The following is a 13,686-nucleotide window of genomic DNA, read 5'->3' as shown; positions in this document are numbered from 1 at the left end:
GTCCCCCGGGGCGCCCGCCTCCGGGGGGCGCTGCCGCGGTTTTGGCGGCGCCCCCCCCAGCGGTCGGTCTTGGTGGCCTGTCTATCAGGAGGGGATAACGACGGGGCCCGGGTGCTCGGTGACCGAGGCGGCCACGCCCTGCTCGTCGATGACCTTCTGCAGGATCTCGAGGGTTTCGTCGAGTCCGGGGCCGAGGCGCTTGCCGGGGGTGAAGGTGGCGGGGAGCTTGCGCATGCCCTGGATGACGCCGATCGTGTCGTAGTGCACCGAGCCTTCCGGGTCGCAGCGGAAGTCCGGCATCCGGTCCATGACGGCGGTGACCATCGACTTGAAGACCGTCCGCGCGACATTGGACCCGATGCAGCGGTGGATGCCGAGGCCGAAGCTGAAGTGCCGGTTGCCCTTACGGTCGAGGACGAGGTCGTTCGGGTCGTGGAATACCTGCGGGTCGCGGTTGGCCATCGCCCACGACAGCCACAGTCGCTCGCCTTCCTTGAAACTCGTGCCCTCCACCGTGATGTCCTCGGAGATGGTGCGCCCGTCGCCCGCCGCCGGGGTGTAGTAGCGCAGGAACTCCTCGGTGGCCGAGTCGAGCAGGGTCTCGCGCTCACGGCTGAGCACTTCGCGCTGTTCCGGATTCTCCGACAGCCATTCCAGGGCGTGCGCGGTGAGCGCGGTGGTGGTGTCGAAGCCGCCGCCGATGATGAGGCCGAGCATGCCGAGCACTTCGAGGTCGGGCGCGGGCTCGCCGTCGATGCGCATCTCGTTGAGCGCGTTGATCAGTCCGGGACGCGGGTTCTGCTTGATCTCGTTGAGGTTGGTCAGGAGATCGATGCCCATCGCCCGGTGCATCTCCGCGACACGCGCCACGTCGGGGGAGTCCTCGGGGGTGTAGACCGCGGCGTGCACGGGCTCGCTGTACATCGACCATTGCGCGATCGGGATGCCGAGCATGGCGAGGGTAAGCACGGCGGGCACCACATTGGCGAGGTCGTCGACGAAATCGATGCTGCCGGACTCGATCTTCTCGTCCAGGCTCGCGCGCACCACTTCGTCGATGAACGGCTGCCAGCGCTTCACCGCCGCGGGCGAGAGGAACGGATTGAGGATCTGCCGGTAGATGCGGTGCTCGGGATCGTCCATCTCCAGGATGCCGCCGCGCACGACGGAGACGCGCTTGGCGTAGGGGATGGAGATGCCCTTGTAGCCGCGGCGCTCGTTGCGCAGGTCGTGGTCGTTGGAGACGGCGGGGCAGCGCGCGAGTTCGAACACCGCGCTGCTGCCCGCGGCCACCCAGTGGCCGTCGTAGGTGTCGGTCCAGGCCACCGGGCATTTCGCCTGCATCTCTTCGGTGATCTGCTGGAACTGGTGTCGATATTCCGGGGTGTGCCGGTCGAAGTGGTACCGATTCGTCTTGCGGTCGAGATCGGCGGCGTCGTCAATGGTCACGATGATGTCCTCTGTTGGTCACGGCGCCCCACGTGAACCGGGAGCCCGCCGCTGAATCCGTCTGGCTCGCGCCGACGCGCCGCGCCGATGACCGGCACGGCGCACGGCGGGTGATCAGATGTGGTTGTCGTACCACTTCAGGTAGCCGCCGCCGTCGACGCGGTGCTGCAGGCCGGTGACGTAGCGAGCTTCGTCGGAGGCCAGGTAGACGATGGCGTTGCTGATGTCCTCGGGCTCGATGTAAGGAATCCGCATGGCCTGCTGCACGCCGAAGGCGGGCTCCGCGTCGGCGCGGGTCGGCTGCTCGAGGTCGGGGCGGAAGGAGCGGTACATGGGTTCGCTCTGCAGCATCGGGGTGTTGCAGTTCGTCGGGTGCACGACGTTGGCGCGGATGCCGCGCGGCGCGAGGTGGGTGGCGAGGTCGTAGACGTAGTTGGACAGCGCGCGCTTGGAGTGCACGTAGGCCATGCCGCCGAGGTCCTTGCCCGGCTGGTCGACCTTGGCGACGTCCATGAGGGCGGCGGTGGAGCCGGTGGCGATGATGGAGGCGCCCGCGTCGAGATGCGGCAGCGCCACCTGGATGGCGTTGATGGTGCCGATGAGGTTGGTGTCGATGACGTCGCACCAGGCCTGGATCTGCGGCTCGCCCTTCATACCCGCGATGCCCGCCTGTGCGACCACGATGTCGAGGCGGCCCAGCTCGGCGACGGCGCTGTCGAGGACGGTGCGCAGCTGCTTGACGTCACGGACGTCGGCCTTGGCGGTGACGACGCGCCGCCCGGTCTTCTTGACCAGCGCCGCGGTCTCCTCGAGGTCCTCCGGCGTCGCCAGCGCGTAGCCGATCGTGTCGATGTTCTCGCACAGGTCTACGGCGATGATGTCGGCGCCTTCTTCGGCGAGTCGCAGCGCATGGCTGCGCCCTTGACCGCGCGCGGCGCCCGTGATGAATGCGACTTTGCCCGCAACACGTCCCACAACGAATCCTCTCGGTTCACGAGTCACCCCACGGAAGAATTTTACTTCCGCTATATGAGAACGCTACTCTACCGAAAGATTGCCTGCAAGGCTCCGCTTTCCTGCCGCGCATGGGTCTGCGATCGGTGATGTACGCCCGCTCTCGATGCCTCGTCGTCTCACTCGATGGTATCCGTGTTCTTGCGATGGAGAATGGTATTTCCGTCGGCGAACGACCTTTCCACGACGAATCGACGTCTCGGTATCGGTGGTTTTCGGAGGGTCTCGCTCCCGCCGCGAAACAGACCGATTAGTATTCGAAATTATGTTCGAGTACTGGAACGACGGCTTTTCCTCGTCGCTCCGGCGGGTCGTCGACCCGCCGCTGCCGGTGCTCGTCGACCTCGGCATGGCCATCCCCACGCACGGCGCGAGTTTCCGTGCCGAGGCCGTCACCATGCGCGTCAAGGCGGGCGGGCTGCATGTGGCAGGCAGCGTGCCCGGCCTGCTCTACGCGTGGGCGCGCACCACCGACGGCAGCTGGCTCGGACTGGTCGGCTTCGCCATCGGAACGGGAAACCGCAAGGGGCGTGTCGAGGTCAGGCAGTGGTGCGCGGCACAGGCGCTGTCACGGTCGGACGGGCGGCGCCACCGAGGGCGCTGAAGCGCGCTGCGCGGGCTGCTGGTAGCTGCGGGCGATGATGGCGGCGCGCAGATACCACAGGCCCGATGCCTCGGAGGGGTCGAAACCGGTGAGCTGGCCGATGCGCTTGAGCCGGTAGTCGACGGTGTTGGTGTGCACGTGCAGGGCGCGGGCGGTGCGCTGCCGGTTGAGGTTGTTGCTGATGTGCCGCTGCAGGGTCTCGAACAGCTCGGGGTGCTCGTCGAGCGGTCCCAGGATCGTGCGCAGGCGTTCCAGGCCGGGGCCGGGGCGGGTGAGCTGGTATTCCAGGGCGAGGTCGTCGAAACGGTAGAGCCCGCGCACACAGTTCAGCCGCTGCACCATGTCCAGCAGTTCGTGGGCCTGGTCGGCGGCGTCGGGGATCTGCGCGGTCGGCGTGTCGACCATGGTGGCCGCGATCGGCACCTGTCCGGCGCGCGACAACTGCTCGATCAGGTGGTCCAGCGCCTCGGAACTCAACAGGCCAGAGGGCAAAAGGATGGTGCCGCCGTCGACGCTGAGCAGGGTGAGCACGCTGTCACCGCAGCGCTTGACGAGTTCGGCCTGGATCCGGCGCAGTTTGCGGCGCGCGACCACCTTGCCGTCGAGGCGCGCGTCGCGTTCCTCGGGATGCGGCGGAACGGCAACGGCGAGTACGCAATACGCCTGCGCGATCTCGATGCCGCATTCGCGGGCCATGGTGGAGGTGGCGTGCCCGCCGAGCAGCGCGGAGGTGAGCGTGTGCGCGGCGGTGTGGTGTTCGCCCGCCACCGTGCGTAACTCGCGGACATAGGCGTAGGACACGGTCGAGGTGATGATGTCGAGGATCTCGAGCAGTCGGCGGCCGACCACCTTGATGCTCTCGAAATCGTCGGGACCCGCGTCGGCGAGGATGAGGTCGAAGCCGAGTTTGAAGCCCTCGTGCACCGCGTGGTGGATGGTGTCGATCGGGATGCCTTCGCGGGCCCAGCCTTCCGCGCCGTTGCGCAACTGCTGGGTCTTCTCGGGGATGTCGGCGCCCTCGAGCATGCTGACCGCGATTTCCAGGCAGGTGCGCGTGATGGCCGTGACATCGCCGTCGAGCGCCTCGCCGGGTAGGGTTCGGCAGGGTACGACGTTCTCCAGGAAGTGTCCCACCATCTTTCGGGACACGGCTCGCACGTCCTTCAACGACGAGCTGACAGGTTGACCCGACACGATGAGGTCGGAGGAGGCCGAGCCGCCGGTGGTCATTCTGTACTCCTTCCGCCTCCGCGTATGGCGAAGCACATCACGGTAACGCGCGGCTGTGACCGGCATCTCGCGCCGTAGGGCGGTTCTGGGTTTTGGTCAACCGTCCGCGAAATCGAATGTGATGGATCACAGTTCCGGTTCGGGCGGTTGTCGCAGGGAGTTCGCGACCTGGCCGGGAGTGCGCCCCGGGGTGGGGACGAGTTCGACCGCGTGCGCCGCGTCGACCAGGACCAGCGCCAATCCGAGGGCGGCGCCGAGCACCGAATCCGGGTCCCGATACCGGTCGCGCATGGAACCCGCCGCCGCGTCGCCGTCGCGGGGGATACCGGCGCTACCCCGAGTGTCGCCACCCCGAGTGTCGTCGTCGTGCTGATCGTCGTGCTGCGGCCACATACGCGACGGCCTCCCTGTCCTTCGCTCGGCGTCTGCACGGACGACCGTACGTCGCATATGTCGCCCACATCGACGAGTTGTCGGGTTTCGTGATCACACCGAAACCCGACGCCGCCGCGCTTGTGAACCCTCCCAGCCCGTCCCGGACCGCACCCTTGCCCGCGATTTGCCACGCGTGTCGCCCTGGCCCGGACCGTTCGACTGTGCGATCCGCGAATGCGGCAATATGCTGTCGATCATGTCGAATCTGCGGATCAGCGAAGCCGCCGCGTTGCTCGGTGTCAGCGACGACACGGTGCGTCGGTGGATCGATCAAGGGCGCTTGGCCGCCGTGCAGCTCGACAGCGGGCGCAAGGGGATCAGCGGTCGCGAGCTCGCCCAATTCCTGCGCGACAACGCGGACGCGCCGGAGCCCGGCGTCACGATCGCGGCCTCGGCGCGCAACCGCATGCGCGGCATCGTCACCAGGGTGGTCAAGGACACCGTCATGGCCCAGGTGGAGATGCAGGCCGGGCCGTTCCGCCTGGTGTCGCTGCTGAGCCGGGAATCGGTCGACGAGCTCGGCCTGGAAGTCGGCAGCGTCGCTGTCGCGTCGGTGAAGTCCACGCACGTCGTGGTGGAGATACCGGAAAGTTGATGAGGATGAGAATGATTCGCGCATCGAAGGCGGCCGCGGCCGTGCTCGCCGCCGCGGCCGTGACAGCGGCCTGCGGTTCCGACGACAAGACCGATCCCGCGCCCGCCGACACCGCCGCGGTGAGCGGCACCGTGACGGTATTCGCGGCGGCGTCGCTGACCGAGACGTTCACCGAGTTGGGCAAGCAGTTCGAGGCCGCGCATCCGGGGGCGAAGGTCGTGTTCAGCTTCGGTGCGAGTTCGGCGCTGGCCGAGCAGATCAATCAGGGCGCGCCCGCCGACGTGTTCGCCTCGGCGGCCCCGAAGAACATGACCCAGGTCAAGGACAAGGGCGAGGTGACCGTCGCGCCGGTGACGTTCGTGCGCAACCGGCTCGAGATCGCGGTGCCGAAGGGCAATCCCGGCAAGATCACCGGGCTGGCCGATTTCGGCAAGTCGGAACCGAAGATCGCGCTGTGCGCCGAGCAGGTGCCGTGCGGCGCGGCGGCGAAGACGGTGTTCGAGACGGCGGGGATCACACCGCAGCCCGACACCCGCGAGCAGGACGTGAAGGCGGTGCTGACGAAGGTCACCCTCGGTGAGGTGGACGCGGCGCTGGTGTATCGCACCGATGTGAAGGCGGCGGGCGACAAGGTCGACGGCATCGAGTTCCCCGAGTCGGCCAAGGCCGTCAACGACTATCCGATCGCGCCGCTCGCGCACGCCCCGAACGCGGCGGCAGCGGCGGCGTTCGTGGCGTTCGTTGCCTCCGACAAGGCCGACGCGGTGTTCTCGGCGGCGGGATTCGACATCCCGTGAACCGGCTCGCACGACGGCGGGCGGTGCGCGGGCGCAGGCCGCTCGCACTGATGCTGCCCGCCGTCTGCGGGCTCGCCTTCCTGCTCGTACCGCTGCTCGGACTGCTGGTCCGGGCGCCGTGGGCGAGTCTGCCCGAGCGTATGCTGAGCGCGGAAGTCGGGGCCGCGCTGCGGCTTTCGCTTGTGTGTGCGAGTGTGGCCACGGTGCTGTGCCTGGTGTTGGGCATCCCGCTCGCCTGGCTGCTCGCTCGCGCCGAACTGCCGGGCACCGGGCTGATCCGCGCGCTGGTGACCGTGCCGCTCGTACTGCCCCCGGTGGTCGGCGGCGTGGCGCTGCTGCTCGTGCTCGGCAGGCGCGGACTCGTCGGCCGCTACCTCTACGAATGGTTCGGCGTCTCGCTGCCGTTCACCACCGCCGGTGTGATCGTGGCCGAGGCGTTCGTGGCCATGCCGTTCCTGGTGATCTCGGTCGAGGGGGCGCTGCGCTCGTCGGATCCGCGCTTCGAGGAGGCGGCGGCGACCCTCGGCGCCGGACGCTGGTACACCTTCCGCCGGGTGACGCTGCCCTCGGTGCTGCCAGGCGTGGTCGCGGGCGGTGTGCTGTGCTGGGCGCGCGCCCTCGGCGAATTCGGCGCGACCATCACCTTCGCGGGAAATTTTCCCGGTCGGACCACCACCATGCCGCTCGCGGTCTATCTCGCGTTGGAAACCGATCCGCAGGACGCGATCGTGCTCAGCCTGGTCTTGCTCGCGGTGTCGGTGGCGGTGCTGATCGCGTTGCGGGAGCGCTGGATTCGAGGGGCGATGTGACGCTCACGGCCGAATTGCGGTTCCGCCGCGACTCTTTCGCCCTCGACGCCGAGTTGACCGTCGAACCCGGCGAGGTGGTCGCGCTGCTCGGGCCCAACGGCGCGGGCAAGTCCACCGCCCTGCGCGCCGTCGCGGGGCTGCTCGCGTTGACCGACGGCAGGCTCCGCGTCGAGGAAACCGTATGGGACGCACCGCCTTCGGTGTTCGTGCCCGCCGAACGCCGCGAGGTCGGCGTGGTGTTCCAGGACTATCTGCTGTTCGGTCACCTGTCCGCGCTCGAGAACGTCGCGTTCGGGTTGCGAGCGCGCGGCCTGCCTCGCGCGGCGGCGCGCGAGCGGGCGGCGCGGTGGCTGGAACGGGTTGGGCTGCCCGACTGCGCGCGGCGCAGGCCGAGGGCGCTGTCGGGCGGACAGGCGCAGCGGGTCGCCTTGGCGCGCGCGCTGGTGACCGAGCCGAAGGTGCTGTTGCTGGACGAACCGCTGGCGGCGCTGGACGCGGGCACCCGGCTGCAGGTGCGCTCGGATCTGTCCGTGCATCTCGCGGATTTCCCCGGCTACACGATCCTGGTCACCCACGATCCGCTCGACGCCATGGTGCTCGCGGACCGCCTGGTGATCCTCGAACGCGGCGCGATCGTGCAGCAGGGGCCGCCCGCCGAGATCGCGGCGCGCCCGCGTTCGGACTACGTGGCCGACCTGATGGGGCTCAACCTCTATCGCGGCCGGGCCAACGCCACCACCGTCGACCTGGACGTCGGCGGCGCCCTGACGGTCGCCGAACCGGCGCACGGCGGCGTCTACGTGGCTTTCGCGCCGCACGCTGTCGGACTGTTCGAATCCCGGCCCGAAGGCAGCCCGCGCAACACCTGGCCGGTCACCGTGACCGGCATCGAACAGCACGCGCACACCACCCGGGTGCGGTTGGACGGCGCGCCGGGCGTGCTCGCCGATGTCACTCCGGCCACCGTCGCCGACCTGCGGCTGCGGCCGGGGCAGCGCCTGTGGGCGGCGGTGAAGGCCACCGAGATCAGGTCCTATCCGGCGTGAGCCCGCTCGTCGCCGCGCCGGGATCCGGTGCGCGCGATCAACGCCGAATGCAGCCGCCACAGGTCGGCGGGCACCAGTGGCTCGAGGCCGGTGAGCCGGGCGATGTCGCCGAGGTGCGCGGTGACCGACACGTGCGGGAGGTTCATCGCCCGCGCGGTCGCGACGGCGTCGCCGTTGTGGCGCAGGTACTGGTCGAGGGTCGCGGTCAGTTCCGGGCGCAGCGGCGCGATGGACGCGGTGAGCCGGTCGCGGGCCCAGCCGGGGCGGGTCAGCTGGTATTCGAGGGCGAGGTCGTCGAACCGGTAGGTGCCCGCGTCGCGTCCGAGGGCATCGGCCAGTTCGAGCAGTTCGTTCGCGTGCTTGTCGGCGGTGCGCAGGTCGGCGAGATCGGCGCGCACGGCGGCCGCGAGCACCGCGAGTCCCGTCGCGCGGCCCGCGGCGGCCACCGCGGCGTCGAGGTCGGCGTCGCCGAGGCCGGTCGCGGGGACGAGCACCGTGCCCGCGCCGAGCGCGAGGTCACCGACGATGCCCGCGCCGCAACGGTTTCGGAGTTCGTCCAGCAGCAGCACGGTCGGGCGGTCGCCGACTGCGCCGGTCTCGGCCGAGTTCGCCGCGTGCCGTGCGCGCAGAGCCAGGACGTGATAGGTATCGGAGGCGACCGTCGCGGCGGTCGCCGCCGGCCTCGGCCGGTCGGGCGCCGCGACGGTGATCGTCGGCTCCGGCCGGACGGCGTCTGATTCCGCAGGCCGGTGGAATTCTGCGGGCCCGTGGAATTCCGGGCACACGTGCTCGGAATCGGGTTCGTGCGAGGGCAATTCGAGGAGTCCCGCCGCCGCGTCGGCGGCGTGTCGCGGGTCGCGCACCGGCGCGGACCGTTCGGACACCATGGGCGACGTCCCTTCTTCTGGCCGGAGTTCACACCTGCGAAAGTTCAGGGGAAAACTTAGTCACATCATTGGCTGTATCGCCAGGCAAACGTGATTACTCCAATGGAACACCCCCTCACTTAGTGATGCTACACAGGGAACCGACCGGTGTGACCGATCCGACGGCCCGGACGGTGTCGGCCGAGGATTCGTACACTCGTCTCATGACCCCGCGGACGAATACGACTGTTCTGCCGCCGAGTCTGGTCGAGATGGCCACCCGGCATGTGCGTTCGGAGGTGCTGAGCGGGGCGCTCGAACCGGGGGAGCGCATCGTGGAGGAGACGCTGTGCGCCCGACTCGGGATCAGCAGGGCTCCCGTGCGCGAGGCCCTGCGGCTGCTGGCGCAGGAAGGCTTGGTCGAACATCTGCCGCGGCGCGGGTTCCGGGTGCTGGTCTGGTCGGCCACCGACATCCTGCAACTGTTCGAGCTGCGGCGGGTGCTGGAACGGCATGCGATCGAGAGCGCCCTTCCGCTGCCCGCCGGAGGTGATCCGTTCGCGGCGGTGCGCGCCGCGCTCGAGGAGATGCGCGCCGCCGACGCCGAGGGGTGGACGCTGGAACGCGACGACGCCCACCGCAGATTCCACGCCGAGATCGTGGCGCTGGCGGGCAATCGGCAACTCGACCTCGCCTACGCCCCGATCCTGCTGAAACTGCAGCTGCCCATGGCCCGCAACCTCCGTGAGGAGGCGCGAGTGGCCGACCGTCGGGATGGTGTGCGCCGCCACACCGAACTCCTCGAGGCCCTGGAAACCAACGATCCCGCCGTCGCCTGCGCCGCGCTGCGCCGCCACGGCGAACTCGCCTATCTCGCCCTCGACATCTGCTGACCGCGCCATCTGCTAACACAGCGGATACATTCGGTAAGCACCGGCTTCACACATTCTGTCGACAATCGACAGATGCTGAACCCAGGGCCGACCGTCGCGGAGATCCTCGCCTCCCACGAAAGCGGCAGCGGCGCACCGACGAGCACCGCGGCGCGCGTCGCCGACGCCATCGCCGCGCGCGGCGCGGACGGCACGTGGATCACCCCGGTGCCGCGTGAGCGGCTGATCGCCGCCGCCGCCGAGATCGAACGCAGACCGGGCGCGCGCACCCTACCGCTCTACGGTGTCCCGTTCGGCGTCAAAGACAGCATCGACGTGGCAGGCTGGCCGACCACACTGGCCTGCCCGGACTACGCCTACACCGCGACCGACACCGCGCCCGCCGTGCGCCGCCTGCTCGACGCGGGCGCGCTGTTCGTCGGCAAGACCAATCTCGACCAGTTCGCCACCGGCCTCAACGGCACCCGCACGCCGTACCCCGTGCCGCGCAGTGTCTTCGGCGGCGACCTCATCAGCGGCGGCTCGAGCTCGGGTTCGGCGCTCGCGGTGGCGCTGGGCCAGGTGCCGTTCTGCGTCGCGACCGACACCGCGGGCTCGGGCCGGGTGCCCGCCGCGCTCAACGGCATCGTCGGCTGGAAGCCCTCGCGCGGGCTCATCAGCACGGTCGGACTCGTCCCCGCGTGCCGGTCCCTGGACTGTCTTACCCTGATGGCCTCTCGGATCGAGGACCTGGACCGGGTGTTCGAGGTCATCGCCGCCCCCGACCCGGACGACCCGTGGAGCCGGGCGCGCGGACCGCGCTACGACGGCGCGCGCCTGCGGATCGGCCTGCCGCCGGAATCCGATCTGGAATTCTTCGGCGACGAGGTCTACCGCCGCGCGCACCTGGCGATCCGCGCGCGCCTCGGTGGTGTCGGCGCCGACCGCGTCCCGGTCTCGCTGCGCCCGTTCCTGGACGCGGGCGAACTGCTGTACCAGGGTCCGTGGGTGGCCGAACGGCTGGTCGAATTCGGCGACTTCCTCGCCGAACGCCCCGACTCCATCCTGCCCGTCATCCGCGAGATCCTCACCGGCGGTTACCGATTCGACGCGGTCGCGGTGTTCCGGGCGCAGCAGCGGCTGCAGGAGCTGCGCGCGATCGTGGCCAGGGTGTGGTCGGAGGTCGACGTCGTCGTCGTCCCGACCATCGGCACCACCTTCACCGTCGACCAGGTGCTCGCCGACCCGATCGCCACCAACACCGTGCTCGGGCACTACACCCATTTCGGCAATCTGCTCGATCTCACCGCGGTGGCGGTGCCCATGGGCGTGGCCGCGGACGGCCGCCCGGTCTCGGCGATGGTCTTCGGACCGGCGCTCGCCGACGACACGGTGCTCGCTGCGGCCGCCCGCCTCCTCGACGAGCCGCGCCCGACCGGGGCGCGGACCGATGTCCGGCTCGTACAGAAAGAACAGCGATGACCGAAGCGCAGCGTATCCCGGCACTGCCCGCCCCCTTCTCCTTCGATCCCGGCGCCACCGCCCTGCTGGTGATCGACATGCAGCGCGATTTCCTGCTACCGGGCGGCTTCGGTGAAAGTCTCGGCAACGACGTCGCACTGCTGCGCACGGTCATCGAACCGCTGGCGGCGCTGATCGCGGCGACCCGCGCGGCGGGCATGCCGGTGATCCACACCCGCGAAGGACATCTGCCCGACCTGTCGGATTGCCCGCCCGCGAAACTCGAACGCGGCAACCCGTCGCAGCGCATCGGCGATCCCGGACGTTTCGGACGCATCCTCGTGCGCGGCGAATACGGCCACGACATCGTCGACGAACTCGCCCCGATCGAGGGCGAGGTGGTGATCGACAAACCGGGCAAGGGCGCCTTCTACGCCACCGAACTGGCCGAGGTGCTGGCCGAGCGCGGCATCCGGTCGCTGATCGTCACCGGGGTCACCACCGAGGTGTGCGTGCACACCACGGTCAGGGAGGCCAACGACCGCGGCTACGAATGCCTCGTCGTCTCCGACTGCGTCGGCTCGTACTTCCCGGAATTCCAGCGCGTCGGACTGGAGATGATCGCCGCGCAGGGCGGGATCTTCGGCTGGGTCGCCGACTCGGCCGCGATCCTCGACGCGCTCACCGCCGGACTCGCGGGCTCCGCGACCTCCGCCACCGGATCGGCATAAGGAAAGACCATGTCCGTGCACACCACCGCCGCCCCCGCTCCCGACAAGCCGACGCTGTCCCTGCCGTGGTGGACCCGCGGCGACACCAACGCCTTCTTCGGCCTGTCGTTCAACATCCTCGTCAACGTCCTGACCCTGACCACCCTGTCCATCGCGGTGGTGAAGATCCCCAGCGGCGACGTGCTCGGCACCGTGCTGCCCGCGCTCGGCATCGCCCTTGTGCTCGGCAATCTGTACTACATGGTGTTGGCCCGCAGGCTCGCCAGGCGCGAGGACCGGGCCACGGTCACCGCGCTGCCGTACGGGCCGAGCGTGCCGCACATGTTCATCGTCGTGTTCGTGGTGATGCTGCCGATCTACCTCAAGACCGGTGATCCGCTGCAAGCCTGGTCGGCGGGCCTGGCGTGGGCGTTCATGATCGGCGTCATCGTGATGATCGGCGCGTTCGTCGGACCGTTCATCCGCCGGATCACCCCGCGCGCGGCCATGCTCGGCACGCTCGCGGGTATCTCCATCACCTTCATCGCCATGCGCCCGGCGGCGCAGATGTGGGAGGTCGCCTGGATCGGGCTGCCGGTGCTGGCGATCATCCTCATCGGCTTCTTCACCGACGCCAAACTGCCGGGCAATATCCCGGTCGGGCTGGTCGCGCTGCTGGTCGGCACCGCGATCGGCTGGATCGGCGGGTACATGTCGGCGCCCGACGTGTCCGAGGCCGTCTCCGACATCGCCCTCGGTCTGCCCGATCTGCGCCTCGACCTGCTCTTCGACGGCCTGGGAAATCTCGCCCCGCTGCTGGCGACGGCCATCCCGCTCGGCGTCTACAACTTCACCGAGGCCATGAGCAATGTCGAGAGCGCCGCGGCGGCGGGCGACAACTACAACCTGCGCAGCGTGCTGCTCGCCGACGGCCTCGGCGCGATCATCGGCTCCGGATTCGGCTCCCCGTTCCCGCCCGCGGTCTACATCGGCCACCCCGGCTGGAAGGACGCGGGCGGCCGCAGCGGATACTCGCTGGCCAGCGGCGTCGTCATCGGATTGATGTGCCTGCTCGGGCTTTTCGGAGTACTGGCCACCATCCTGCCCATCCCCGCGATCGTGCCGATCCTGCTCTACATCGGTCTGTTGATCGGCGCCCAGGCATTCCAGGCGGTGCCGCGACTGCACGCGGTGGCCGTGGTCGCCGCGCTGCTGCCGAATCTCGCGGAATGGGCCGTCGGGCAGATCGACAACGCGCTGAGTGCGGCGGGCACCTCGGCGGAGAAGGTCGGCGCGGAGGCGCTCGGGCAGGCCGGTGTCGTCTACGACGGGTTGAAGACGCTCGGCTCGGGGGCGGTGCTCGCCGGACTCGTACTCGGCGCGATCGTCACCTTCGTGCTGGACAAGCGATTCCTGGCGGCCGCGATCGCGTCGGGGGTCGGCGCGACGCTGAGCTGGATCGGGCTGATCCACGCGGCCGAAGTGGACTGGGCGGCCGCGCCGGAGGTCGCGCTCGGGTACCTGTTCTTCGGACTGGTCTGTCTCGGGTACGGACTGCTGCCGAAGGCGAAGGAGCCCGCCGGGGGAGCGGAGCCGGACGAGACGCCGACGCCCGACGAGGTGCAGCAGGTCGACGGGTCGGCGCCGCCCGAGAAGGCGGCCTCCGACGACGCTCGAGCCGAGAACGCGGAGATCGAAGGCGCCGAACCCGCGAAGGCGGCGCTCGGCGAGGCCGAATCGAAACGCGAAGGCGACCCGGCCCCAGCGTGATTCGCGCGCGACGGCCGGATCGTCCCGC

The 13,686-nt window shown here is 69.5% G+C and carries 14 protein-coding genes; 9 read left to right on the top strand and 5 right to left on the bottom strand.

The window, feature by feature from the left end:
• Positions 1-84: 84 nt before the first annotated feature.
• Together IT779_RS09730 and IT779_RS09725 are read right to left on the bottom strand one after the other, a co-directional pair.
• Positions 85-1,449: a cytochrome P450 gene (locus tag IT779_RS09730; RefSeq protein ID WP_196148894.1), complete on the bottom strand. Its 1,365-nt coding sequence runs from the start codon at positions 1,447-1,449 to the stop codon at positions 85-87.
• A gap of 114 nt (positions 1,450-1,563) precedes the next feature.
• The gene (locus IT779_RS09725) at positions 1,564-2,424 is read right to left on the bottom strand and encodes a mycofactocin-coupled SDR family oxidoreductase (protein ID WP_196148893.1); all 861 of its coding nucleotides are present in this window, start codon (positions 2,422-2,424) and stop codon (positions 1,564-1,566) included.
• A gap of 304 nt (positions 2,425-2,728) precedes the next feature.
• Between IT779_RS09725 and IT779_RS09720 the strand changes: the two genes are divergently transcribed.
• Entirely contained in the window at positions 2,729-3,067 is a 339-nt protein-coding gene (locus IT779_RS09720) for a hypothetical protein (protein WP_196148892.1), read from the top strand.
• Here IT779_RS09720 and IT779_RS09715 read toward each other — a convergent pair.
• Together IT779_RS09715 and IT779_RS09710 are read right to left on the bottom strand one after the other, a co-directional pair.
• A complete protein-coding gene (locus IT779_RS09715; protein ID WP_196148891.1) occupies positions 3,032-4,297 on the bottom strand; it encodes a PucR family transcriptional regulator in 1,266 nt (421 codons plus the stop codon). The two genes, IT779_RS09720 and IT779_RS09715, sit on opposite strands and share 36 nt — an antisense overlap.
• Positions 4,298-4,423: 126 nt before the next feature.
• The gene (locus IT779_RS09710; protein WP_196148890.1) at positions 4,424-4,690 is read right to left on the bottom strand and encodes a hypothetical protein; all 267 of its coding nucleotides are present in this window, start codon (positions 4,688-4,690) and stop codon (positions 4,424-4,426) included.
• Between the two features lie 238 nt (positions 4,691-4,928).
• Here IT779_RS09710 and IT779_RS09705 point away from each other — a divergent pair, with 238 nt between their 5' ends.
• The 4 genes from IT779_RS09705 to IT779_RS09690 are packed head-to-tail and all read left to right on the top strand — an operon-like array spanning position 4,929 to position 7,979.
• Positions 4,929-5,327 (top strand): TOBE domain-containing protein, encoded by a 399-nt coding sequence (locus tag IT779_RS09705; RefSeq protein WP_196148889.1) that lies wholly within the window; start codon positions 4,929-4,931, stop codon positions 5,325-5,327.
• A gap of 11 nt (positions 5,328-5,338) precedes the next feature.
• The gene (gene modA / locus IT779_RS09700) at positions 5,339-6,124 is read left to right on the top strand and encodes a molybdate ABC transporter substrate-binding protein (protein ID WP_196148888.1); all 786 of its coding nucleotides are present in this window, start codon (positions 5,339-5,341) and stop codon (positions 6,122-6,124) included.
• Positions 6,121-6,933, top strand: a complete 813-nt coding sequence (modB, locus tag IT779_RS09695) for a molybdate ABC transporter permease subunit (protein ID WP_332838732.1) — start codon at positions 6,121-6,123, stop codon at positions 6,931-6,933. Before modA ends, modB begins: the two co-directional genes overlap by 4 nt.
• Entirely contained in the window at positions 6,930-7,979 is a 1,050-nt protein-coding gene (locus IT779_RS09690) for an ABC transporter ATP-binding protein (RefSeq protein WP_196148887.1), read from the top strand. The genes modB and IT779_RS09690 overlap by 4 nt, the downstream gene beginning before the upstream one ends.
• Here the strand turns inward: IT779_RS09690 and IT779_RS09685 are convergent.
• Entirely contained in the window at positions 7,967-8,866 is a 900-nt protein-coding gene (locus tag IT779_RS09685) for a PucR family transcriptional regulator (protein ID WP_196148886.1), read from the bottom strand. The two genes, IT779_RS09690 and IT779_RS09685, sit on opposite strands and share 13 nt — an antisense overlap.
• 203 nt (positions 8,867-9,069) lie before the next feature.
• Here IT779_RS09685 and IT779_RS09680 point away from each other — a divergent pair, with 203 nt between their 5' ends.
• From IT779_RS09680 to IT779_RS09665, 4 genes are all read left to right on the top strand, one after another.
• The gene (locus IT779_RS09680; RefSeq protein WP_196148885.1) at positions 9,070-9,738 is read left to right on the top strand and encodes a GntR family transcriptional regulator; all 669 of its coding nucleotides are present in this window, start codon (positions 9,070-9,072) and stop codon (positions 9,736-9,738) included.
• A 72-nt stretch (positions 9,739-9,810) separates the two neighbouring features.
• The gene (locus IT779_RS09675; RefSeq protein ID WP_196148884.1) at positions 9,811-11,199 is read left to right on the top strand and encodes an allophanate hydrolase; all 1,389 of its coding nucleotides are present in this window, start codon (positions 9,811-9,813) and stop codon (positions 11,197-11,199) included.
• Positions 11,196-11,909, top strand: a complete 714-nt coding sequence (locus tag IT779_RS09670) for a cysteine hydrolase family protein (protein WP_196148883.1) — start codon at positions 11,196-11,198, stop codon at positions 11,907-11,909. The genes IT779_RS09675 and IT779_RS09670 overlap by 4 nt, the downstream gene beginning before the upstream one ends.
• A gap of 9 nt (positions 11,910-11,918) precedes the next feature.
• Positions 11,919-13,658, top strand: a complete 1,740-nt coding sequence (locus IT779_RS09665; protein ID WP_232541584.1) for a SulP family inorganic anion transporter — start codon at positions 11,919-11,921, stop codon at positions 13,656-13,658.
• The last annotated feature ends 28 nt before the right edge of the window (positions 13,659-13,686 follow it).

This window comes from Nocardia bovistercoris (assembly GCF_015674855.1).
GTDB lineage: Bacteria > Actinomycetota > Actinomycetes > Mycobacteriales > Mycobacteriaceae > Nocardia > Nocardia bovistercoris.
This window is presented reverse-complemented; position numbering and strand designations above follow the sequence as displayed.

What these genes read in the sequence shown, in the direction of transcription:
- IT779_RS09720 (WP_196148892.1), top strand. Translation starts at nt 2,729, where the DNA reads ATGTTCGAGTACTGGAACGACGGCTTTTCCTCGTCGCTCCGGCGGGTC.
- IT779_RS09715 (WP_196148891.1), bottom strand. Translation starts at nt 4,297, where the DNA reads ATGACCACCGGCGGCTCGGCCTCCTCCGACCTCATCGTGTCGGGTCAA.
- IT779_RS09710 (WP_196148890.1), bottom strand. Translation starts at nt 4,690, where the DNA reads ATGTGGCCGCAGCACGACGATCAGCACGACGACGACACTCGGGGTGGC.
- IT779_RS09705 (WP_196148889.1), top strand. Translation starts at nt 4,929, where the DNA reads ATGTCGAATCTGCGGATCAGCGAAGCCGCCGCGTTGCTCGGTGTCAGC.
- modA (WP_196148888.1), top strand. Translation starts at nt 5,339, where the DNA reads ATGATTCGCGCATCGAAGGCGGCCGCGGCCGTGCTCGCCGCCGCGGCC.
- IT779_RS09685 (WP_196148886.1), bottom strand. Translation starts at nt 8,866, where the DNA reads ATGGTGTCCGAACGGTCCGCGCCGGTGCGCGACCCGCGACACGCCGCC.
- IT779_RS09680 (WP_196148885.1), top strand. Translation starts at nt 9,070, where the DNA reads ATGACCCCGCGGACGAATACGACTGTTCTGCCGCCGAGTCTGGTCGAG.
- IT779_RS09675 (WP_196148884.1), top strand. Translation starts at nt 9,811, where the DNA reads ATGCTGAACCCAGGGCCGACCGTCGCGGAGATCCTCGCCTCCCACGAA.
- IT779_RS09670 (WP_196148883.1), top strand. Translation starts at nt 11,196, where the DNA reads ATGACCGAAGCGCAGCGTATCCCGGCACTGCCCGCCCCCTTCTCCTTC.
- IT779_RS09665 (WP_232541584.1), top strand. Translation starts at nt 11,919, where the DNA reads ATGTCCGTGCACACCACCGCCGCCCCCGCTCCCGACAAGCCGACGCTG.